Annotated in this window: 14 protein-coding genes; 7 read left to right on the top strand and 7 right to left on the bottom strand. The window is 68.9% G+C overall.

The features are described 5' to 3' along the window. The first annotated feature begins 61 nt into the window (after window positions 1-61). Window positions 62-1,201 (top strand): hypothetical protein, encoded by a 1,140-nt coding sequence (locus AC1RSK_RS06110; protein WP_492906510.1) that lies wholly within the window; start codon window positions 62-64, stop codon window positions 1,199-1,201. Here the strand turns inward: AC1RSK_RS06110 and topA are convergent. Further along, complete coding sequence (gene topA, locus AC1RSK_RS06105) at window positions 1,198-3,894, bottom strand: type I DNA topoisomerase (RefSeq protein ID WP_492906508.1); 2,697 nt, start codon at window positions 3,892-3,894, stop codon at window positions 1,198-1,200. The genes AC1RSK_RS06110 and topA overlap by 4 nt on opposite strands. A gap of 436 nt (window positions 3,895-4,330) precedes the next feature. Between topA and AC1RSK_RS06100 the strand changes: the two genes are divergently transcribed. Further along, complete coding sequence (locus AC1RSK_RS06100; protein WP_492906506.1) at window positions 4,331-4,978, top strand: exopolysaccharide biosynthesis protein; 648 nt, start codon at window positions 4,331-4,333, stop codon at window positions 4,976-4,978. Here AC1RSK_RS06100 and AC1RSK_RS06095 read toward each other — a convergent pair. Next, window positions 4,975-6,546, bottom strand: coding sequence for a carboxylesterase/lipase family protein (locus AC1RSK_RS06095; protein WP_492906504.1), 1,572 nt, complete (start codon window positions 6,544-6,546; stop codon window positions 4,975-4,977). The two genes, AC1RSK_RS06100 and AC1RSK_RS06095, sit on opposite strands and share 4 nt — an antisense overlap. Window positions 6,547-6,895: 349 nt before the next feature. On the opposite strand from AC1RSK_RS06095, the gene AC1RSK_RS06090 reads away from it, so the two are divergent. Then, complete coding sequence (locus AC1RSK_RS06090) at window positions 6,896-7,672, top strand: thiazole synthase (protein ID WP_492906502.1); 777 nt, start codon at window positions 6,896-6,898, stop codon at window positions 7,670-7,672. Between the two features lie 53 nt (window positions 7,673-7,725). Next, window positions 7,726-9,363: a tetratricopeptide repeat protein gene (locus tag AC1RSK_RS06085; protein WP_492906500.1), complete on the top strand. Its 1,638-nt coding sequence runs from the start codon at window positions 7,726-7,728 to the stop codon at window positions 9,361-9,363. Between the two features lie 170 nt (window positions 9,364-9,533). On the opposite strand, the gene AC1RSK_RS06080 is transcribed toward AC1RSK_RS06085, so the two are convergent. The 5 genes from AC1RSK_RS06080 to AC1RSK_RS06060 all read right to left on the bottom strand — a co-directional run bounded on the left by AC1RSK_RS06080 (window position 9,534) and on the right by AC1RSK_RS06060 (window position 17,987). Continuing rightward, on the bottom strand, window positions 9,534-10,310 hold the full coding sequence (locus tag AC1RSK_RS06080) for a DsbA family protein (RefSeq protein ID WP_492906498.1): 777 nt from the start codon (window positions 10,308-10,310) through the stop codon (window positions 9,534-9,536). Between the two features lie 36 nt (window positions 10,311-10,346). Beyond that, the gene (locus AC1RSK_RS06075) at window positions 10,347-11,756 is read right to left on the bottom strand and encodes a M48 family metalloprotease (protein WP_492906496.1); all 1,410 of its coding nucleotides are present in this window, start codon (window positions 11,754-11,756) and stop codon (window positions 10,347-10,349) included. A gap of 56 nt (window positions 11,757-11,812) precedes the next feature. After that, window positions 11,813-14,692 carry an Rne/Rng family ribonuclease gene (locus AC1RSK_RS06070; RefSeq protein ID WP_492906494.1) on the bottom strand — a complete coding sequence of 960 codons (2,880 nt, stop codon included), beginning with the start codon at window positions 14,690-14,692 and terminating at the stop codon, window positions 11,813-11,815. 344 nt (window positions 14,693-15,036) lie between these two features. After that, the gene (locus tag AC1RSK_RS06065) at window positions 15,037-15,774 is read right to left on the bottom strand and encodes a thermonuclease family protein (RefSeq protein ID WP_492906493.1); all 738 of its coding nucleotides are present in this window, start codon (window positions 15,772-15,774) and stop codon (window positions 15,037-15,039) included. Between the two features lie 92 nt (window positions 15,775-15,866). Next, window positions 15,867-17,987 carry a transglycosylase domain-containing protein gene (locus tag AC1RSK_RS06060; RefSeq protein ID WP_492906491.1) on the bottom strand — a complete coding sequence of 707 codons (2,121 nt, stop codon included), beginning with the start codon at window positions 17,985-17,987 and terminating at the stop codon, window positions 15,867-15,869. Between the two features lie 181 nt (window positions 17,988-18,168). On the opposite strand from AC1RSK_RS06060, the gene AC1RSK_RS06055 reads away from it, so the two are divergent. The 3 genes from AC1RSK_RS06055 to prfB all read left to right on the top strand — a co-directional run bounded on the left by AC1RSK_RS06055 (window position 18,169) and on the right by prfB (window position 23,262). After that, window positions 18,169-19,404 carry an N-acetylmuramoyl-L-alanine amidase family protein gene (locus tag AC1RSK_RS06055; RefSeq protein WP_492906490.1) on the top strand — a complete coding sequence of 412 codons (1,236 nt, stop codon included), beginning with the start codon at window positions 18,169-18,171 and terminating at the stop codon, window positions 19,402-19,404. A 243-nt stretch (window positions 19,405-19,647) separates the two neighbouring features. After that, window positions 19,648-22,080: a penicillin-binding protein 1A gene (locus AC1RSK_RS06050; protein WP_492906488.1), complete on the top strand. Its 2,433-nt coding sequence runs from the start codon at window positions 19,648-19,650 to the stop codon at window positions 22,078-22,080. Between the two features lie 68 nt (window positions 22,081-22,148). Further along, window positions 22,149-23,262, top strand: a protein-coding gene (gene prfB, locus AC1RSK_RS06045) for a peptide chain release factor 2 (RefSeq protein WP_492906486.1) whose coding sequence is annotated in 2 segments (ribosomal slippage) — window positions 22,149-22,217 and window positions 22,219-23,262 — 1,113 coding nt in all. Because the reading frame shifts where the segments join, the coding sequence is not laid out codon by codon here. Window positions 23,263-23,361 lie beyond the last annotated feature (99 nt).

Genomic DNA, 23,361 nt, shown 5'->3' with positions numbered 1-23,361 from the left:
CGGTGCGAACGGTTTCTTGACCCCGACGGCGCGATGCTGCGGCGATCGAACCGAGGTCTGAATGCGCCGTCTTGCCGTCTTGGTCGTGTTGACCCTTCTGACCGCGTTCGGGCCGGCCGCGACCGCCGCCGGGCCCAGGCGCAGCTGGCCGCAGTATCAGTCGCCGTTCTCGCCCGGCCAGGCCCCGGACTACGAAATGACCATGGTCGCGATCCGTAAGACCTCGCCGGCCGGTCCCTACGAGCAACGCATCCTGCGCCATCGCCACTGGGTTCTCGTGGAGACCACGAGCGATGGCAACAGCCGCAAGGCTTTTCTCAACGAGCGGGCTAATACGACCACCGATGTCGCGACGGGGCCGCGAGGCCTGTTCCTGCACATCTGGCGCGGCGGCAATGCCTCGCCGATGGTCACCAGGCCCGGTACGGGTCCCGTGAAGCTCGCCGAGACCGACCGGCTGCTGGGCGAAACCTGCGAGGTCTGGGAGACTTGGCGGACCGTCGATGAACGCACTGGAAAAGTGACCACGCGCCATCTGGCCTGCGTCACCCCCGACGGCATCCAGCTGTGGTGGAAGGACCTGCACCCCGACTACGTGGGCGAGTCCGGTCGCGCCACCCGCCTGGTGCGGCGCAAGGTCTCCGCGGACGAGGTGCGGCCGCCCGCCAACCTGTTCGCCCGGGCGCGCCTGGTGGCCTGGGCGGCCAAGGCGCCGGGACGCCATCAGGCCGGGGTTCCCGATCATGAGGTCCGCTATGAGGGGAATGTCGGATCAGGGGTCTCGCGCCGTTCCGGGCCCTGGGTGTCGAACGGCGGGTGGGTCCGCCATGACGTCAGCGGTCTGGCGCTCAATGTGCAGCGTGACAAGGACGGCCGGCTGAGCACGCTGTCCCTGTCCCTTCCAGCCTCGCCGCCCGCGCCACCGCGCCGCTCCCCGACCTTCGCGAGGGGGCGTCCGGACGACGTCGTTCTCGGCGAGCCCTGCTGGAATGGATCGCCGTGGCAGGCAACGGAGGAGCTGATCATCGTCGGCGGTACGGCCTGCATGACGGCCGACGGCATCCTGATGTCGTGGACGCATCCCGGCCGGATGCTGACCTTCGGCCGCGCCATCTACCTGCGGCGCCGGCCCGTCGCGCTCACGGAAATCCTGCCGGTCGATGCGCCGCTGTCAGATCGCGCCTGGGGCATCCGCGACTAGGAAGCGGTGGGCTTCTTCTTGCCGACAACCTTGGTCACGCCCAGCGAAGCGGCCGTCGGCTTCTTCGCCGCCGCCTTCTTCTTGGCGACCACGGCCTTGCCGGCGATCCGCTTCTCGGCCGGGTTCTTGGCCGGCGGCTTGTCGCCCGTCTTCTTGGCGGCTGCCGGCTTCTTGGCCGCGGCCTTCCGGACCGGCTTCTTGCCGCCGCCCTTGGCGATCCGCTCGGCGATCAGGCCGACGGCTTCCTCGAGGGTGACCTCCAGCGGGTCCTTGCCGCGCGGCACATTGGCGTTGGTCGAGCCGTGCTTGATGTAGGGCCCAAACCGGCCCGACAGGATCTTGATCGGCGCCCCATCCTCGGGGTGGTTGCCCAATTCCTTCAGCGCCGAAGCAGCCCCCCGCGCGCCGCGTCCGCCGGCCCGCTTCTCGGCCAGAACGGCCACGGCCCGGTTCAGGCCGACGTCGAACACCTCGTCGGCGCTCTCCAGGTTGGCGTAGGTCCCTTCGTGCAGCACGTAGGGTCCGTAGCGGCCGATGCCGGCCTGGATCATCTTGCCGTCCTCGGGGTGGGCCCCGACGTCGCGCGGCAGGTCGAGCAGGCGCAGGGCCTTGTCGATGTCCATCGCCGCCGGCGGCCAGCCCTTGGGCAGGCTGGCGCGCTTGGGCTTCTCGCCGGCTTCCTCGACGTAGGGACCGAAGCGGCCGTTCTTCAGCCACACCGCCTGCATGGTCTTGGGGTTGACCCCCAGCTCGCGGTCGGCGGTCTCGGCTGCCTCGCCATCGCCTTCCGACTGGGCGATCGGGCGGGTGAAGCGGCATTCGGGATAGTTGGAACAGCCGATGAAGGCGCCGAACTTGCCGGTTTTCAGGGACAGCCGGCCGGTGCCGCAGGTCATGCACAGGCGGGGGTCGGAGCCGTCTTCCTTGGCCGGGAAGATGTGCGGGCCAAGGCTCTCGTTCAGGGCGTCCAGCACCTGGCTGACCCGCAGCTCGCCGATGTCGTCGGCGGCGGCGTGGAAGTCGGTCCAGAACTCGCGCAGCAGCGCCTTCCAGTTCAGCTTGCCGTCGCTGACCAGGTCGAGCTTCTCTTCCAGGCCGGCGGTGAAATCGTACTCGACGTAGCGGGCGAAGAACTGCTCGAGGAAGGCCGTCACCAGCCGTCCCTTGTCCTCGGGGATGAAGCGGTTCTTCTCCATCCGCACATAGGCCCGGTCGCGCAGCACGGTCAGGATCGAGGCGTAGGTCGAGGGCCGGCCGATGCCGAGCTCTTCCATCTTCTTGACCAGGCTGGCTTCCGAATAGCGCGGCGGCGGCTCGGTGAAGTGCTGGTCGGCCTTGGCGCTCAGCACCTTGGCGGCGGCCCCTTCGCTGACCGGAGGCAGCCGGGCGCCGTCCTCGTCCTCCGCGTCATCGCGGCCCTCTTCATAGACGGCGAGGTAGCCCGGGAACTGCACCACCTGGCCGGTGGCGCGCAGGGCCGTGGCCTCGTCGGCGCCTTCCAGGTCGATGGTGGTCCGCTCGATGCGGGCCGATTCCATCTGGCTGGCGATCATCCGCTTCCAGATCAGCTCGTACAGCCGGCCGAGGTCGCCCTCGAGGCGCAGCTTGCCGGGATTGCGGTTCAGCGAGGTCGGCCGGATGGCTTCGTGGGCCTCCTGGGCGTTCTTGGCCTTGGTCTTGTAGTGGCGGGCGCTCTCGGGGACGTAGTCCTTGCCGTAGAGGCCGGCGATGACGTCGCGCGCCTCGGCCAGGGCCTCGGGCGCGGCCTGGACGCCGTCGGTCCGCATGTAGGTGATCAGACCGGTGGTCTCGCCGCCGATGTCGATGCCCTCGTACAGCTTCTGGGCCGCCTGCATGGTCCGCTGGGCGTTGAAGCCGAGCTTGCGGCTGGCTTCCTGCTGCAGGGTCGAGGTGGTGAAGGGCGGGGGCGGGGAGCGCTTGGCCGGCTTCTTCTCGACCGATTTGACCGTGAAGGTCGTCGCCTGCACGGCCGCCTTGGCGCCCATGGCGTCGGCTTCGTTGCCAAGATCGAACTTGGTCAGCCGCTTGCCCTGGTGGGTCACCAGCCGGGCGGTGAAGGGTTCGGCCCCGGCCGAGACCTCGGCGTCGACGCTCCAGTATTCCTGGGTGCGGAACTTCTCGATCTCGACCTCGCGGTCGACGACGAGGCGCAGGGCGACCGACTGCACCCGGCCGGCCGAGCGCGAGCCCGGCAGCTTGCGCCACAGCACCGGCGACAGGGTGAAGCCGACCAGATAGTCCAGCGCCCGGCGCGCCAGGTAGGCGTCGACCAGCTCCATGTCGAGCTGGCGCGGGTTGGCCATGGCGTCCAGCACGGCGGTCTTGGTGATGGCGTTGAAGGTGACCCGGCTGACGGTCTTGTCCTTGATCGCCTTTTTCTTCTGCAGGATCTCCAGCACGTGCCAGCTGATGGCCTCGCCTTCGCGATCCGGGTCGGTGGCCAGGATCAGGCCGGTGGAGTTCTTCAGGGCGTCGGCGATATCGCTGATGCGCTTGGAGGACTTGGCGTCCACCTCCCAGAACATCGCGAAATCCTCGTCCGGCTTCACCGAGCCGTCCTTGGAGGGCAGGTCGCGGACGTGGCCATAGGACGCCAGAACGGTGAACCCGGGCCCCAGATACTTGTTGATGGTCTTGGCCTTGGCCGGGCTCTCGACGACGACGACGTTCATGAAATGTGGCTTGAATCTCAAATGTGGAAGGACCGACGGGGCCCCCTCAAGGGCGCGGAAGGTGCGTCGCCCGGTGGGGGAATGTCAACGCATGGTCGAATCAGGTGGGGCGGGAAGAGCGGTTTTGCTACGTGGCCGCCGCCGGAATCCTTCTCCCGCTTGTCGGGAGAAGGTGGCGGCCGAAGGCCGTCGGATGAGGGCAGCACCGGCGTTGGCCAACCCCGCACGTTCTGGCGCTGTCAGCGTTGTGGATCCCCTTTGATGGCTGGCGCTGCCCTCATCCGACCCCTTCGGGGCCACCTTCTCCCGACAAGCGGGAGAAGGAACTGCGCGTGCCCCCCAAACGGACGGCGCGTCTCCACCAACAATCGACAAGATTTCCATTTCTTCACGGGCGCGTGAAGTCCACCGCCCTATATAGTGCCAACCAAGCCCCATGACCGAGTCAGCCCACCCGCCCCGCGTCTCCGAAATCCTCGCCGGCATCGCGGCGCAGGAGCATGAGACCGTGTCGGTCAGCGACGTCACCCACGCCTTCGGCGACCGCGCCTTCGGGGCCCTGATGTTTGTGTTCGCGGCCCCGCTGGCCCTGCCGATGCCGCCCGGCGTCTCGGCGGTGCTTGGCGCGCCGTTGCTGTTCATCACCGTGCAGTGGATGATCGGCCGCAACCACCTGTGGCTGCCCGGCGTCATCGCCAACCGCACCATGAGCCGGTCGGACTACGTCGCCCTGATGGGCAAGCTGACGCCCTATCTGGCATGGCTGGAGCGTCGCCTGCGCCGGCGGATCACCATCCTCTACGGGCCGATCATCAACCGGCTGACCGGGCTGTTCTGCGTCATCCTGGCGACCATCGTCTTCCTGCCGATCCCGTTCGGCAACATGCTGCCCAGCTTCGCCATCGCCGCCTTCGCCCTGGGCCTGGCCGAGCGCGACGGTCTGGCCGCCCTGATCGGCTGGGTCAGCGGCCTGCTCAGCATCGGCATCCTGGCCTTGCTTTGGAACGGCATCGTCGCCGCGGCGATCGCCTTCTTCGGCGTGCTCGGCGGCAATCTCGGCTGGCTGGCGGGGCTGTTCAGCTAGGTTCCCTGCTGGATGAACGGGACCTTCGCGAACAGCTTCCGTTCCTCGCCGCGCGGATCATCGACCAGCTTCGGCTCGACATTCCAGACCATCGTCTGGCGCCGCGCCAGCGAATAGGGCTCCCAGGCCGGCAGCCCCGCGCCGTTCGGATCGCCGCTGCGGGCGAAGCGGATGAAGGCGTCCATCATCAGGCCGCTGACCCGTTTCGCATCCTCGCCCGTCCCGGTGATCACCCCCGGCGCGTCCAGCGTCCCGAACACCAGCGGGATGTCCAGCGTATGCGGCGCGCCCCATTTGCCGCCGTCCTTGGGCGAGGCCCAGTCGAGCTGGTAGGCAAAGGCCGGCGATCCCTGCGCCGCCCGCAGTTCGGCCTCGACGATGGCCGCCCGCCAGGAGCGCGCGGCGGTGGTGGCGGCGAAGAAGACGTCGGTCGGCGAATAGGCCGGGTAGAGCTCGCGATAGCGCCGGATCACCACGCCCGGATCGATGTCCACGCGCATCTGCGGGGCCAGCCGGCCGGGCAGCTCGTCCCAGGTCAGGGCGAAGATCTCAGGATCGCTGAAGAAGCCGCGCGTCTCGTCATGGGTGTTGCCGATGATCATCGGGACGCCGGCGCCCAGCGGCGAGGCGTCGGGATAGAAGGGGTGGCGGGTCAGGCTGCGCTCATCCAGCACCGGCCCGAAATAGACGCCGCCGCTGCCGATCACCGGATCGGTCGCGCTCATCGCCTCGATGATCCGCGCCGCCGGCATCGTCGCCAGCTCTTCCGGCCGCGCCTTCAACGCCTCGAGCAGGGTCTGCGTCCGCCGCGTCGCATTGCCCGGCCCCGAGGCGGTCAGCTGCTGGCCGCTCATCGTCGCCGCCCGGTGGAACAGGCCCTTGGCCGCCGGCATGGCCATCAGGGTGGCGATCTTCGCCCCGCCCCCCGACTGCCCAAACAGCATCACCCGCTCAGGATCGCCCCCGAAGGCGGCGATGTTGTCCCGCACCCATTGCAGGGCCAGCACCAGGTCCAGCATGCCGGCGTTGCCGCCATCCTCGAAGCCGGCGACCAATCGGTTGAGGTACAGGTAGCCGAACGGTCCCAGCCGGTGGTTGACCGTGACCACCACCACATCGCCCCGGGTCGCCAGCCGCGTCCCGTCGGTCCAGGGGCTGGATCCGCTCCCCGTCGCATAGGCCCCGCCGTGGATGTAGAGCATCACCGGCCGCTTGCCGGCGTCGGCGCCCGGCGTCCAGACGTTGAGGAACAGGCAGTCCTCAGACTGGTCGTCCTCCCTGCCTCGCTGAACGCAGGCGTGGCCGTAGGCGACGCAGGGCAGGGGGGCCTTCCAGGGCGTCGGCGCCACCGGCGGCTGGAACCGGCGCGGGCCGGTGTCGGCCCCGTAGCGGACGCCCTTGAACACCAGCAGCCCGCCCTGGCGCAGGCCCTGCACCGGCCCGTGTTTCGTCCGCACGACCGGATCGCCGCGTCTGGCCCAGGCCGGGGACACCAGCCCCGCCGTGGCCAGGCCACCGGCGCCGATGATCAACTGGCGGCGGTCGAGAAGGGGGATTTCGCTGCTCATGGCGCGATGATACCGGTTACCATCCCTTCGGAGCAACGCGTAAGCGCCGTCGAGTAGGTCCATACCCAAGATTCAAAATGGCTCGATCGGAACCCTAAGGCCGATCAGTCGGTCGTCGCGATCGTTGACCTCGCCTGTTACCCCGGCTGTCAACATTCCCCGCGCCGGCGCCGACGTCACATCAACGCCGCCGCCCACATTCCGCCACGTCCCATCCACCTAAAAGTCACATGTTTTTAAAGGCTTGCCAGCCGAACCACCGTTTCCGCCCCGGGCGCCGTGCTATAATGGCGGCCGCTTCGACAAGCCCCGGCTCCCCAGACCGCCGCTCCTGGTGTAATCCCGCCCCATGACCACGCCCGATACCTGGACCGTCGCCGGCCGCACCTTCAGCTCCCGCCTGATCGTCGGCACCGGCAAGTACAAGGACTACCAGACCAACGCCGACGCCGCCCGCGCGGCGGGGGCGGAGATCGTCACCGTGGCCGTGCGGCGGGTGAACCTGACCGACCGCTCCCAGCCGCTGCTGATGGATTTCGTCAAGCCGGATGAGTTCACCTACCTGCCCAACACCGCCGGCTGTTTCACCGGCGAGGAGGCGGTGCGCACCCTGCGCCTGGCTCGCGAGGCCGGCGGCTGGTCGCTGGTCAAGCTTGAGGTCCTCTCCGACCCCAAGACCCTCTATCCCGACATGGAAGAGACCCTGCGGGCCCTCAAGCTGCTGGTCGCCGAGGGCTTCGACGTCATGGTCTACTGCACCGACGACCTGGTCTACTGCCGCAAGCTGGAGGAGGCCGGGGCGGCCGCCATCATGCCGCTGGGCGCGCCGATCGGTTCGGGGCTGGGCATCCAGAACAGGGTCAACCTGCGCCTGATCGTCGAGCAGACGACCGTGCCGGTGCTGGTCGACGCGGGGGTCGGCACGGCCAGCGACGCCACCATCGGCATGGAGCTGGGCTGTGACGGCATCCTGATGAACACCGCCATCGCCGAGGCCAAGGATCCCATCCTGATGGCCAGCGCCATGAAACATGCCGTCATCGCCGGCCGCGAGGCCTACCTGGCCGGCCGCATGCCGCGCCGGATGTACGCCGATCCGTCGTCGCCCCTCGCCGGGCTCATCTGACCTCGGAAAATCGGCGTACTGGGTTAGCCTGCAGCGTCTTGGGAGGGACAAGCATGAAAACCGCGTGGCTATTGGGCGTCGGTCTGGCCGTCCTGGTTCCGGCCAGCCAGGTGGCGCAGTCGGCGCCGGCCTTCAGCCCGCTGGCCCTCTCGCCGATGTGCCTGACCGCCGACAGCGAGGGCGGCGCGGCGGTGACCAAGGTCGCCAAGCCGCCGCCGATGAGCGACGCCTTCGGCAACGGACGCTTCAAGGTGGCCGCCAACGCCGAGGGCCAGCGCTGGTTCGACTACGGCCTGCAACTGGCCTGGGCCTTCAATCACGAGGAAGCCACCGCCGCCTTCGCCGAGGCCGTTCGGCTCGATCCCGACTGCGGCATGTGCGCCTGGGGCTACGCCTGGTCGCTGGGCCCGACGATCAACTTCGGCGTCGAGCCGGCCGACCTGGTCAAGGCCCGCGAGGCGGCGGCGAAGGCGGACGCGCTGATCGCCAAGGCTGGTTCGGAGCGAGACCGCGCCCTCTCCGCCGCCCTCGTCGCCCGCTACGCCGGCAAGGGCGACGACAAGGCCTTCGCCAAGGCCATGGACGCCCTGGCCACCCGATACCCCGCCGACGACACGATCATGGTCTGGGCGGCCGACGCCTGGATGATCGCCAGCCAGCCGGCGCGCTCGATGCCGCTTCTGGAAACCGTTCTGGCGCGCAGCCCGAACGACGCCGGGGCCATCCATTTCTACATCCACGCCAGCGAGTGGATCGGCTCGCCGGGCAAGGCGGAGACCTACGCTGACAGGCTGCAGGGCATCGCGCCGGGGGCCAGCCACCTGATCCACATGCCGTCGCACACCTACTACCAGATCGGCCGCTACAAGGACGCCGCTCGCGCCAACCTCGACGCCATCGACGTCGATGCCGCCTGGGCCAAGCGCACCGACGGACCCAGCGACCTGTTCAAGCTCGGCTACTACGGCCACAACGTCAGCTTCGCGCTCGGCGGGGCGATGATGGCCGGCGACGCCAACGCGGCGCTGAAGATCGGCGGCGTGTTCCGCGCCATCGACATGAGCAAGGCTCATCCCTGGCTGCAGGCCGGCGCCTCGCGGGGCTGGTTCGCCTATGGCCGCCATGGCGACATCGACCAGCTGCTGGCGACGGCCAAGCCGGCCCATCCGCTGCAAAGGGCCATGTGGCGCTATGCCCGGGGCGAAGCGCTCAGCCGGCGGGGCGACGCCGCCGGCGTTCGGGCGGAAGCGGCGGCCATCGGGATGACGCGGCCGGGCATCGCCGAGGGCGACGCCAGCCACTACCTCGCCTTTGTCGACATCGCCACCGAGGTGCTGCTCGGCCGAGCGGCGATGCTGGAGAACAACCCGCGCCAGGCGGCCCGCCACTACTACAAGGCCGCGCTGATGCAGGAGCGGGAGTTCGGCGAGTCGCGCGATCCGCCGCCCTGGTGGTATCCGGTCCGCCGCTCCTACGCCGCCGCCCTACTGGCCTCGGGCCAGGCCGACAAGGCGCTCAAGGAAACCGACAAGGTGCTGGCCCGCTGGCCACACGACCCGCTGACCCTGGTCGTCGCCAGCCGCGCCGAGGCGAAGAAGGGCAGGGCGGACGCCGCCGGCCAGCGGATGAAGGAAGCGGGCCGCGAGTGGGCGGGCGGCAGTCTTTCTGATTTCTCACCGGGGCAAATCTAGAACGACGGCCTAACCTACCCACCGATCATGCTCGCGAAGGCGAGCATCCATGCGTGGATTGCTTGGCCCTGTGCCGCAACAGCGTGCGCGCTGCTTAGCCGTCTGCCGCGCACCGCTGCATGTTGGATGCTCGCCTTCGCGAGCATGATCGGTGGGGATGGAGGTCGCCCCTATTTCCCCGTCTTCGCCTTGGCGATGGCCGCTTTCAGCAGCTCAGGCTGCGCCCCGCTGATGAAGTCGCCCTCGACGAAGAAGGCTGGGGTGCCGTTGATGCCCATGTCCTTGGCCAGCTGGCGCACGTCGGTCAGGTACTGGCGCTGCTCCGGCGTCTGCTCCAGGGCCCGCACCGAGGCCGGGGCGATGCCGTTGCGGGTCAAGAGGTCGTCAACCTGCTCGTCGGTCAGCGGCCGGTGGGCCATCATCTCGAAGTGGCTGTCGGCGAACAGCCCCTTCTGGCTGAGCGCCCGCGCCGCCGCCGCCGCGTACTCCGAGGTCGGGCCGAAGTTGCCCAGCGTGTAGTCCTTGAAGACGAACCGCACATCGGGGTTGTCGCGCGCCAGCTGGGCGATCTCGGGAGCGATGATTTTGCAGTAGCTGCAATTGTAGTCGAACATCTGCACCACGGTGATCTTGCCCTTCGGGTTGATCACGAAGTCCCGTTTGTCACGCTGCAGCTGCACCTTGTGGCCGCCGAACTGTTTCTCGATGGCCTGGTCTTCCTCGGCCATGGCCTTCAGCTGCAACGCCTGCTGCGCCTCGATCAGGATCTCGGGGTGCTGCAGGATGTAAGCCCGCACCTTGTCGCCGAAGTCCTTGTCGACCTTGACGTTCTGGGCCGCGGCGATGGCGTTCGGATCGACCTTGGTGGAATCGGTCTTCTTCTCGCAAGCGTTTAGCCCGACCGTGGCGGCCAGGGTGATGACAAGCGGGATCGTCGAGCGGCGCATGTGTGTCTCTTGGGTCTTTTCAGCGGAGGCCCGCCCTTACGGGTGGGCCATGACGCCTTCCTTGGCGAGGTCCTTGAGGTCCTCGCGGCTGGGGTTGGCGGTCAGGACGATGTCGGTGGCGCGGCGCCAGCCGACGCTGTCCTTGTCGAGCAGGTCGCGGGCCCGCATGGCGAAACCGCGCGCCTCGTTCAGCCCGCCCAGGGCGTAGTAGTATTCCGCCGTCGACAGCCGGGCCAAGCCCTCTTCGCCCTTGGCGTCATAGGCCTGGGCCAGCAGACGCCAGGCATCCGGGATGTCCTCGTGCAGCAAGGATCGCTTGAGCATGTCGATGCCCTCGTCGCGCTTCACCGGGTCGTCCAGGTTGATCAGCGTCTGGCCCAGGTTGATGCGCAGCAGCGGCGCGTCCGGCTTGAACTTCACCGACTGGCGCTGCGGATATTCGGCCTCCTTGGCGCGGGCGAACTCGAACAGCATCTGGCCCTTGAGCTCCCACAGATAGGCGTTCTCGGGCTGCTCGGTCAGCAGGGCGTCGACCATGCCGACGGCGCGGTTGACGTCCTTGAGGCGGTAATAGGCGATGGCCCGGGCATAGCGGGCCGGATAGCTCTTGTCGGTCTCGGCGTACTTGATCAGGGCGGCCTGCGGCTGGGTGAAGCCGATGATCTTGGCCTTCATGATGTCATGCCGCTCGATCTCGGCCGGCGTGTCGACGACGGCGAAGTGCGGCTGGGCCTCGACCTTGGTGCGCAGCAGTTCGATGCGGTCCGAGGACAGCGGGTGGCTGCGGAAGTAGGGGAAGCGGCGGGCTTCCTGGAAGACTTCCTGGTAGCGGAACTTGTCGAAGAACTCGACCAGGCCCTTGCCGGACTGGCCGCTCTTCTCGAGGAAGCCCAGGCCCGCCTGGTCGGCGCGGCCTTCCTGCTCGCGGCTGTAGCCGAGCATGCCCAGGGTGCCGAAGTAGCCGGAGTTGCCGATCAGCATGGCGCCGGCGTCCGGCGCCCCGGCTAGCATGGCCAGCACGCCAAGGCCCATGGTCAGCAGCATCGGCCGCAGGCCGGCGTTCTGCATGTCGCCCGAGCGCAGCGGGTGAGCGCCGGCCAGGTGGCCGACCTCGTGGGCCATGACGCCCTTCAGCTGGTTGGGGTTCTCGGTCTCCAGGATCAGGCCGGTGTTGAAGCCGAGCATCTGGCCCTGGGTGGCGAAGGCGTTCAGCGTCTTGTCGCCGACCAGCAGGATGGTGACATCCTTGGGCGTCAGCCCGGCCGCGGCGATCAGCGGATCGGCCTCGGCGTGGAGGATTTCCTCGATCTCGGTGTCGCGCAGCAGCGACACCCGATCGTCCTGGGCGAAGGCCGGCAAGCCGGCGGTCAGCACCAGGCTGGCCGCCGTCAGGCCGGCGATGGCCGCCCGAAGCGGCCGCCAGGATGAGAAAGCGCGGGAGCTCATCAGGTCAGGTTACTCCGTTTGCGCCCCCGCGCATCAGCAAGACTAGTGCGGGTTGATCACCGGCGCCACCAACCCTTTTTGGGTTTTTCCGGCGGAGCGGTGATTTCGTTCGGATCGGGCTCAGCCGGGACGACCGGTTCCGGGGCCGAAGCGGGCTCCGGAGCAGCGACCACGACCGGAGCCGGCTCAGGCTCAGGCGCAGGTTCCGGCGCAGGGGCAGGGGCCTCGGCGACCGGCTCGGGCGCGGCTTCGACGGCTTCCGGGGCGGCCGGGGCCTCCTCGTCGACCTTCTTGGCCTTGGCGCGGCTCTTGCGCGGCTTCTTGGCCGGTTCCTCGGCGGGCAGCTCGACCCAGACCTCGTCGGTGAACGGCGCGCCGGCTTCCAGGGTGGAGATCGGCGGATCGATCATAGCGAGGGTCGGCGCAGCCTCTTCCGCCGGCAAGGCGGCTTCGACAGCCTCGGCCGCGACCTCGTCGCGAGGCTCACGGGGGCCACGATCACGGTCGCGGCCACGACGACGGCCACGGCCGCCGCGTTCGCCACGATCGCGCTCGCCGCGTTCAGGTCGCTCGCCACGCTCGGCGGTCGGACCTTCGTCGCCCTCGACCAGCACCGGACGGGCCGGCGCATGGTCGGGATCGCGGACGGCCAGCATGCCGCCGCCCTCGAGGGTGGCCGGATCGTGCCATTGGAAGGGATCGTCGCCGAACGGCACGCGCGGGCGGGCCCAGGCGAAGCCGTCCTTGGGACGATCTTCCTCGCGGCTGCGGCGACCGCCGCGACGGCCGCGGCGCCGGCGGCGCCCGTCCTTGTCGAACTCGTCGTCGCCACCGGCTTCGGGGTCGACCTCGCCGTCCTCCGCGTCGCCCACGGCGGCGTCAGCGGCAGCGGCCGGGCGCTCATCGCCCTCTTCGTCGCGGCGACCGCCACGGCGGCGGCGGCGGCGGCGGCCATCGCGGCTGTCGTCGTCACGGCGCGGCTCACGCTCGGCGCCCTCACGGCGGGCCGGGCGGTCCTCGGAGACCTCGTCATCGTCATCGGCGATGATCTCTTCGTCGTCTTCCTCGTCGTCCGGCGGCACGAAGTCGTCGTCGTCATCGACCAGGGCCTGGCTCGGCAGGGCCAGCACCGAGGTGTCCAGGGCGTGCAGGCTGTGCTCGCCCAGGGCCGTGCGCTCCAGCTCATGCTCGGCATGGGCCAAGGCGTCATCGACCTGGATGGTGACGTACAGGTGGTGGACGTGGTGGATGCGGGCCAGGTGGGCGCGCTTCTCGTTGAGGATATACAGGGCCACGGCGGCCGGGACCTTGAGGGTCAGCTCGCCGCCGCCGCGCAGGGCTTCCATCTCCACGGCGCGCAGGGCCGACAGGGCGCTCGACTCGACCGAGCGAACCCGGCCGACGCCTTCACAGTGCGGGCAGACGTGGGTGGTGCCTTCCAGCACGCCGGTGCGGCGACGCTGGCGGCTGATTTCCATCAGGCCGAAGGAGCTGATGCGGCCCATCTGCACGCGGGCGCGGTCGTCTTTCAGATTGTCCTTCAGGACCTTCTCGACGGCGCGGTTGTTCTTCGACTCCTCCATATCGATGAAATCGATGACGATCAGCCCGGCCAGATCGCGCAGACGCAGCTGGCGGCAGGCCTCCTCGGCCGCCTCCATGTTGGTCTTCAGCGCGGTCGCCTCGATGTTGCGCTCGCGCGTCGCCTTGCCGGAGTTGACGTCGATGGCGACCAGCGCCTCGGTCTGGTTGATCACCAGATAGCCGCCCGAACGCAGCGGCACGACCGGGGTGTAGATCTGCGAAAGCTGGTTTTCGATGCGGTGGGCCACGAACAGCGGCGTCGGCTCACGGTAGGCCACGACCTTCTTGGCCTGGGCCGGCATGATCATCCGCATGAAGTCGCGGGCTTCCTTGTAGCCGGCTTCGCCCTCGACCTGGACGCTGTCGATGTCCTTGTCGAACAGGTCGCGGATCGCCCGCTTCACCAGGTCCTCTTCCTCATAGATGAGGGCGGGGGCCACGGAGTTCAGGGTGGTGTCGCGGATGTTTTCCCACAGCCGCATCAGGTATTCGTAGTCGCGCTTGATCTCGGCCTTGGTGCGCTTGGCGCCGGCCGTGCGGACGATGAGGCCCAGGCCCTTGGGAACGCCCAGGCCCTGGACGACGGTCTTCAGGCGCTTGCGGTCGGTCGCCGAGACGATCTTGCGCGAAATGCCGCCGCCCCGGTCGGTGTTGGGCATCAGCACGCCGTAACGGCCGGCCAGCGACAGGTAGGTGGTCAGGGCCGCGCCCTTGTTGCCGCGCTCTTCCTTGACGACCTGGACCAGCATGATCTGCCGGCGACGGATAACGTCCTGGATCTTGTACTTGCGCATGAGGCGGCGACGGCGGCGCTCGACCTCTTCTTCCATGTCGTCGTCATCGTCGTCCGAGGCGGACGAGGAGCTGACGGTCTCGGGGTGATCGTGATCGTCGCTGTTGTGGTCGTCGTGGCCGTGCGACTCGTCGTGGCCGTTGTCGTCCGAGGCCTGCGCCTCTTCGCCGTCTTCGGAGGCTTCGATCTGCGGATCGGCTTCACGGGCCGCCGGCTTGCTGCGCGAACGGCCACGGCCGCGGTCACGCTTGGGCGGCGCCGGCTCGTCGTCGTCCTCGGCCAGCTCGCGGGTCAGCGCCTCGCGGTCGGCCAGCGGGATCTGGTAGTAGTCGGGGTGGATTTCGTTGAAAGCCAGGAACCCGTGCCGGTTGCCGCCATACTCGATGAAGGCGGCCTGCAGGCTGGGTTCGACCCGGGTCACTTTCGCGAGGTAGATGTTCCCGCGGAGCTGTTTACGGCTTTGGCTTTCGAAGTCGAATTCTTCAATCCGGCTTCCATCCATGACGACGACACGCGTTTCTTCGGCGTGTGCGGCGTCGATGAGCATCTTTTTTGTCATCGAATGTCTCTTTTCGGCCGGGGGCGCGCTCAAGGCGCAGCCGCCGGTCTGTGGTTGTGGCGCGCAGCACGTCGCCCAGTCCGGCCCCGGTGGGGGCGGCTGTAAGCGGACAATGTTGGGGGGCGTGCGCGCGGCCCATGAAAGGTCTCTGTTGTTCCTGGGTGCGCCAGTGCGGCGCTCAGGATGCGGATGTAGTCGGCGTCCTTGTGCCGGAGCTTCCTCCGACCAGGCCGGACGCCTGCCTGTGCGTTGCACGGAGCGACCCCGTCGGTTGCGGGGTGCGGCGCGCGAGCGGGACATTAGCCTGATGTGGCGGGCAAAGGGAAGGGCGGTGGTGCGGAGCCTTAGCCGCCCGGTCGGCAGAGGCTCTCGCAGGGCACGCCGTCCTTGTTCCCGTCGAGGCGGGTCAGGCCGCATTGGCGCAGGTGGAAGGTCGCCTCCTCACAGCTGCTCATCTGACCGCAGGTCCGGGCGGAGCCGCACTGGAAGGCGGCGGTCGGGGGGCTCGAATCGACGAAGCCCACGCCGGCCGGCGCCGCGGCCTCGCCGCCCTGGCGCCAGTCCCAGGGCGCGACGATCTCGCTGGCGTTTTGGGCCCAAAGCCCGGTCCTGTTGTTTCGCGCCGCCTTCTCCAGGGCCAGCATGGCGGGATCGGTCAGGTAGCGGCGATAGGCCCAGGCGCAGCCCTCCTCGACCATGGCGGCGCTGACATCCACCTCGCCGACATACAGCCGGCCGATCAGCCGGCCGTAGCGGTCGCGGCCCCGGCGTTCGATGCGGACCGGCTTGTTGAGGGTCAGTCTGGCCAGGACCGCCTCGGACCGCTGCCCCCAGGCCTGGTTGGACTCCGGCGCGTCGATCTCGGCCAGCCGCACGCGAACGATCTCGCCGTCCATGCGGACATCGACGGTGTCGCCATCGACGATATGGGTCACGGTGGAGAGTGTCGCTGCGGGCGGGGTATCCGGCGCCGGGCGGGGCTGCATGCCCACGAACGCCGCAACCGCCAGCACCGCCAGGGCCGCAAGCAGGACCGGCGCGACAGGGGCGCGGCGAGCCCGCCTGAAGCGATGGATGGCCAAGACCAACGTCCCCTGTCCGGCGCGCAGAACGCGCCAGGGTCAGTCCACCGGTTCTTGGTTAGCAAAGCGTCAATGGCGACGTTGTCAGGCCTTCAGAATCCCGGACCCTCTGGTCCCCGGTCCGGCGGGTCGTCCGCCGGCCGGAGGTCGCCGTCTCGCGGTTCGTCCCGCGGATCGGCGTAGCGGGGGTCCGGCCCCTGGCCGTAGTCCGGCTCGCGATTGGCGTCAGGCGCCGGGCCGCGCGGATCGTCCTCCGGGGAGAGCGGCTGCGGATCTTCGAACGGTATGCCGGCTTCGTCGAGCAGTGCCCCGTCCGGCCCCTGGATGATGAGTTCGGCCGGTGTATCCAACTGCGCCACATCGAAGTCCATCAGCGGCTGCTCGATCACCTCGGTCGCCCGCGGGAAGTCCGGGCGGCGCATGGCGTAGCCCATGAAGTCGCGCCAGATCTGGGCCGGGATGTTGCCGCCGGTGACGCCCTTCATCGGGGTGTTGTCGTCGTTGCCGACCCAGACCCCGACCACCAGGTCGCCGGCGAAGCCGATGAACCAGGCGTCGCGGTAGTCCTGGCTGGTGCCGGTCTTGCCGTAGACGCCGGGGTTGATGTTGGCCGCCGTGCCGGTGCCGTACTCGACGACGCCGCGCATCAGCTGCAGCATGGCCTGGCGCTCACTGCGACCCAGCTGCCGCGCCGGCCCGGTCGGCGCCTGGGCCAGCAGGCCGTGCGGCTTCACCGGCGCCTGGCCCGCTGCGATGCCGGCGTAGGCGCTGGTCAGCTCCAGCAGGGTCATCTCGCCGGTGCCCAGCGCGATGCTGGCGTCGTTGGGCAGGTCGGAGGTGACGCCCAGGTCGCGGGCGACGCGGATCACCCGCGAAGGACCGATCTGCTGCACCAGCCGGGCGGAGGCGACATTCGACGACCGGGCGAAGGCCTGGGCCAGGGTGATCTCGCCGCCGGCGTAGCTGCCCTCGTAGTTCTGCGGGCTCCAGTTTCCGATCTTCACCGGCGCGTCGAGCACCAGGCTATCCGGGCCAAAGCCCTGGCGGATCGCCGCCAGGTAGACGAACGGCTTGAAGGCTGAGCCGGGCTGGCGCATGGCCTGGGTGGCGCGGTCGAACTGGCTCTTCTTGTAGTCCGCGCCGCCGACCAGGGCGACGATGCGGCCGTCGGTGCGCATGGCCACCAGCGCCGCCTGGCCGACCCGCCGGCCCTTGCCGCTCTTCAGGCCATTGCGCACCGCTCGCTGGGCCTGGATCTGCATCTGGGAATCGAGGGTGGTCCAGACGGTGACCTCGCCATAGCCGCGGCCGAAGGTCTGGCGCACCTGCGGCGCGATCCAGTCTGCGAAATAGGAGCCGTCCGGCAGTTTCGACCGCGCCCCCTTCAGTTTCACGGATTTCAGGGCCTTGGCCGCCTCGTCGGCGGCGACCAGCTTCATATCGACCATCTCGGCCAGCACCAGGCCGGCCCGCGCCTTGGCGGCCTTGAAGTCGGTGGTCGGCGCCAGCCGGGTCGGGGCCTTGACGACCCCGGCCAGCATCGCCGCCTCGCCAACCGTCAGGTCCTCGGGCGCCTTGTCGAAATAGTTCCGCGCCGCCGCCCGCAGGCCATAGACGCCGTCGCCGAAATAGACGCTCGACATGTAGCGCGAGAGGATCTCCGCCTTCGACAGCCGCGCCTCCAGATAGAGGGCGATGATCGCCTCCTGCGCCTTGCGCTTCAGGCTGCGCTCATTCGACAGGAAGGCGTTCTTGGCCAGCTGCTGGGTGATGGTCGAGCCGCCCTGGCGCACCCGGCCGTTCTTGGCGTTGGCGGCTGCGGCCCGTCCGATGGCCCAGGGATCGATGCCCCAGTGGCTGGTGAACCGCCGGTCCTCGATGGCGATGAAGGCCCCCGGTACATACTTCGGCAGCTTGTCGACCTCGACCGGCGCCTCCTTGTAGAACCCCCGCCGCGCGAACGGCTTGCCATCCGCCGTGACCAGCACCAGGGTCGGGGTCTGGAACGGCTCCAGCGCCCGGCCCAGCGGCAGCGACCAAGTCAGGTAGGTGAAGAACAGGACCAGCAGGCTGAGGGCTATGACGGCGTAGGGGCTCCAGCGGCTGTGCGCCAGCTGGCCAAGACCGGCCCGGCCCTCGGCGGCGATGGCGCTCCAGCGATCGGTCGGGTGAGGAGGGGGCGGGACAGGCGTCCCGGCGTTGCGCTCGTTCATGCGTCAGCAGGTCTTTCGGAATGTCCCGGGCTGCTAACGCGGGCCGAGTCCGGTTGGTTCGGATCGATGGCCTCAAATCGAGGAGCTCGGCCAATTTCCTAACCATCCTTAACCCCTTCTCCATCTCCGCCAGCCCATAGTGGGTCTGATCGTCGGATTGGCGAGTGTGCGGGGCGTAAGAATGCGCGGGGTCGCGGGTAAGGTCGGCAAGCGTTGGACGGCGGCGTTGATCGCCGGCGGTCTGATCGTCGTCGGCCTTGGCGCGGGCGCGTTTGCGCAAGCTTCCGGCATGGCCGCCGGCATCCTCAAGGTGCGGCTGGGCGGCGACACGGCCGAGACCCGGCTGGTCATCGACCTCGACCGTTCGGTGTCCGGCAAGCTGATCTCCGACGGCGCCATCGACAACACCGTCGTCGTCGCCTTCCCGAAGGTGGGCGTCGGGGCCGACCTCAAGGGGGCGGGGCAGGGCGTCGTGCGCCGCTGGACCGTCAATTCCCAGGGCGGCGGGGCCCGCATCAACATCGAGCTGGCCCAGCAGGCCAAGGTCGCGCGGCGCTTCCTGCTGCCGCCCGGCGACGGCGTCGACCACTACCGCTATGTCATCGATCTGCGAGCCACCGGCGGCGCGAACTCGCTGCGCGACGCCCGCGACGCTAGGGGGCTGGGTCCCGCCCAGTCGCTGCCTGTCGAGCAGGCCGCCCGGCGCATTCCGACGGTGATCCGGGCGGACCGTCCCTCGGGCCGCAAGGTCATCGTCATCGACGCCGGCCACGGCGGTCATGACCCGGGCGCCATCGGCGCCAATGTCCACGAAAAGCAGGTCACCCTGGCCGCCGCCAAGGCCCTTAAGGCCCGGTTGGAGAAGACTGGCCGCTATACGGTCATCATGACCCGGGACTCGGATTTCTACGTCACGCCGGAAGGGCGGGTTCAGATCGCCCGTCGCGCCGACGCCGACCTGTTCATTTCGTTGCACGCCGACTCCGGTCCCGAATCGACCAGTGGCGCCTCGGTCTACACCCTGTCGGAAAAGGGCGAGCGGCGGGTCGGCAAGGTGCTGTCCAAGGACGACTGGCTGATGAACAGCACCCTGACCGGCGGCGACCGCGGCGTCGGCCAGATTTTGATCGATCTGTCGCAGCGCGCTACCAAGAACCGCTCAGCCGCCTTCGCCGAGATGCTGGTCAGCGACATCTCCGACGTCACTCCGATGCTGCGCCGCAGCCATCGTGAGGGCAACCTGATGGTCCTGCTTGCCCCCGATGTGCCGGCCGTCTTGCTGGAAATGGGCTTCATCACCAGCCCCTCCGACGAGGCCCGCCTGACCTCGGCCGCCAGCCGTACGCGCCTGGTCAACAGCATCGGCGACGCCATCGACCGGTGGTTCTCGCGCGACATGAAGATCGCTTCTCGCTAGGGGACTGGTTGTCCGCGCCCGCGTTTAGCCAGATGCACGCCGGCGTTTGACGGACAACCTGTCCCCGACAGGCCGCCGCCAGCGACTGCCCCGCCGCCATCTACGGAAAGCCCGCCGTCCCGGGCCTGTCGGGGACAGGTTGTTCGTCTGACCGCGGCTACAAACCGGCCGCACCGGCGCGGCGAACAACCAGTCCCCTAAGCCGCATTGGCGCCGTCCCTCTGGCGCGCTAGAGGGAATCCCATGTCGGACAAGAAATCCCGGGGCGTGTGGCCGGTGTTCAACCCACCGGAGCGGTGGGTCGCCGTTTTGGGCATTGGCGTGCTCAGCGTCATCGCCGTGGCCGGCTTCGCCATCGCCATCTACGCGGCCGTCCTGTTCCACGACATGCCTGACGCCGGCGACCTGGTCGACTATCGTCCGCCGACCGCGACGCGGGTCTACGGCTGGGACGGCACCCTGATCGGCGAGTTCTCGAAAGAGCGGCGCATCTTCGTGCCTTACGACCAGATGCCGCCGCGCCTGGTCCAGGCCTTCATGGCCGCCGAGGACCGCAACTTCTTCCACCACAGCGGCGTCGACGTGCAGGGTCTGGGACGGGCCATGCTGCGCAATGTCGTCAATGTCGTGCGGGGCCGGCGGCTCGAAGGCGGCTCGACCATCACCCAGCAGGTGGCCAAGAACGTCCTCCTGACCAGCGACGCCACCCTCGGCCGCAAGCTGAAGGAAGCCATCCTGGCCCGGCGCCTGGAACAGACGCTGACCAAGGACCACATCCTCGAGCTCTATCTGAACGAAATCTGGCTGGGTTACCGCAGCTACGGCGTCGCCGCCGCCGCCTACAACTATTTCGGCAAGTCGCTGGACAATCTGACCCTGGCCGAGATGGCCTATCTGGCCGCCGTGCCCAAGGGACCGGACAACTACCATCCGATCCGCCAGAAGGCCAACGCCATGGCGCGCCGCAACTGGATCCTCGGCCAGATGGCCGAGCTCGGCTGGGTCAGCCGGGCCGAGGCCGAGGCGGCGATGAAGGAGGACCTGGTCGTCCAGTCGGCCCCCAGCCGCGCCAAGTACAAGGACGCCGACTATTTCGTTGAAGAGGTCCGCCGCCGGGGCCTGGGGACCATGGGAGAGCGCCTGACCGAGGGCGGCTACTACATGCGCACGACGCTGGACTCGAACCTCCAGACGGCGGCGCGGGTGGCCCTGATGAACGGGCTGGAAGCCTACGACCGCCGCCACGGCTGGCGGGGGGCCTGGGGCACGACCAACCCGGCCGCCGGCTGGGAAGCCGCCGCCCTGAAGAAGACCCCGCCGTCCGAGCGCCGTAACTGGCGGGCCGCCGTCGTCGAGAGTGTCGAGGGCGCCGTTCGCGTGCGCCCGGCCAAGGACTATGGCCCCGGCCCGCTGGCGGCCGAGGACATCGCCTGGGCCCGGGCCGGCAAGGGCCTGGCCGTCGGCGACCTGGTGTTCGTCGAGCCGGACGAGAAGGCGGCCGGCGTCTACCGCCTCAAGCAGGTGCCGCTGGTCAACGGCGCCCTGGTCGCCATCGAGCCCAACAGCGGCCGGGTGCTGGCCATGGTCGGCGGCTACAGTTTCTCGCTGTCCAACTTCAACCGCGCCACCCAGGCGATGCGCCAGCCGGGTTCGGCCATCAAGCCGTTCGTCTACGCCGCCGCCCTGGAAGGCGACTTCACTCCGGCCAGCATGGTCACCGACGCCCAGATCACCCTGAAAGGGGCGGTCAACGGCGAGGACTGGACGCCGGAGAACTACAACAAGAAGTACTATGGCTCGATGCCGCTGCGCCGGGGCCTGGAGTTGTCGCGCAACGCCATGACCGTGCGCCTGGCCCAGGGCGTGGGCATGCGCAAGGTCAGCGACCTGGCCGTCCGCATGGGCGTCACCGACGACATGGCGCCGGTGCTGGCCATGGCGCTGGGGGCGGGGGAGACCACCCCGCTGAAGATCACCGGCGCCTACGCCTCCTTCGCCAATGGCGGCCGCCGCATCGACCCGCACCTCATCGAGGTCATCGAGGACCGCGAGGGCAAGATCCTGTTCCGCGCCGACAAGCGCGACTGCCCGCGCTGCAACGCCGGCTTCAACGGCGACGAGAGCCCGCGCATCGCCCCCGGCGGCCGCCAGGTCATCGACCCGGTCACCGCCTACCAGATCACCTCCATGCTGGAAGGCGTGGTCCAGCGCGGCACCGCCACCCAGGCGCGGGTGCTGGGCCGGCCGGTGGCCGGCAAGACGGGCACCACCAACGAGTACCGCTCGGCCTGGTTCGTCGGCTACACGCCGCAGATCGTGGTCGGGGTGTTCGTCGGCTTCGACGACAACCGCAGCCTCGGCGACGGCGAGGTCGGCGGCGTCGCCTCCCTGCCGATCTTCATCGACTTCATGAAGACGGCCCTCAAGGACGTGCCGCCCACCGAGTTCAAGCCGCCCAAGGAGGCCAAGTTCGCCATGGTCGGCGGCATCCGCGAGGCCTTCCGGCCGGGCACCGAGCCGCGCGGCAACGTCGGCGGCCCGGGGCTGGGCGGTTCCAAGCCGCTGGGCCCCATCCCCTACGACGACGCCTTCCGCCCGCCGACCGCCGCCCCGCCGCCGGAACAGAAGCCGCCGCCCAAGCCGAAGGTGCCGGACGACCTCAGCGGATTGTATTGAACCGCGAGCCCCTGTAAGCCCGCCCTCCGCGCCCCATATGGGCTGCGACGTGACGACTGGAGTTTTTCATGAGACCGGATGTCGAGGCCGCCAAGGCCGACATCGAGCAGGCGATCAGCCTGCTCAGGAGGCGACTTTGACTGGGATCCAGCCCTAAGACGCCTGGATGAACTGGACGCCCGTTCGGAGGATCCCACCCTGTGGGACCGGCCGGCAGAGGCCCAGGCCCTGATGCGCGAACGCCAGGCGCTGGCCGGCAAGATCGCCACCGTCCGCGCCCTCGAGACAGAGCTGGCCGACGCCGTCGACTACGCCGAACTGGCCGACATGGAAGCGGACGAGGGCGCTCTCGAGGAGGCCCGCGCCCAGCTGAAGGCCCTGCGCGAACGCTCCGACCGCGCTCAGCTGGAAGCCCTGCTGTCGGGCGAAGCCGACGGCAACGACGCCTATGTCGAGATCAACTCCGGGGCCGGCGGCACCGAATCCTGCGACTGGGCCAACATGCTGCTGCGCATGTACAGCCGCTGGGCCACGCAGCACGGCTACAAGGTCGATCTGATCGAAGAGACCTCCGGCGAGAGCGTCGGCATCAAGTCGGCCACCCTGCAGGTCAGCGGCCCCAACGCCTATGGCTGGCTGAAGACCGAGGGCGGCGTCCACCGCCTGGTCCGCATCAGCCCCTATGACGCCGCCGCCAAGCGCCACACATCCTTCGCCTCGGCCTGGGTCTATCCGGTCGTCGACGACACCATCGAGATCGAGATCAACCCGGCCGACGTGCGCACCGACACCTACCGGGCCAGCGGGGCCGGCGGTCAGCACATCAACAAGACCGACTCGGCCGTGCGCCTGACGCACATCCCGACCGGCATCGCCGTGGCCTGCCAGGCCGGCCGCAGCCAGCACCAGAACCGCGAGGAAGCCTGGAAGATGCTGCGCGCCCGGCTCTACGAGCAGGAACTGCAGAAGCGCGAAGCCGCCGCCCAGGCCCTGGAAGACCAGAAGACCGACATCGGCTGGGGCCACCAGATCCGCAGTTACGTCCTGCAGCCCTACCAGATGGTCAAGGACCTGCGCACCAACGTCGAAACCAGCGACACCGACGGCGTGCTGGACGGCGACCTTGACCAGTTCATGGCGGCGTCGCTGGCGCAAAGGGTCGGGGCGACGCGGGACGCCTGATAGGGCCCCTCTCAGCTTCCCCCTCACCGTCATCCTAGGCCTTGTGCCTAGGACCCACGCGTCCGCCGCACTCACGGTGGGGTGGTGGCGCGGCCGCGC

The organism is Caulobacter sp. GW821-FHT11A05 (assembly GCF_058809015.1).
The sequence above is the reverse complement of the archived record's forward strand: the minus strand, read 5'-3'. Positions and strand labels throughout refer to the sequence as shown.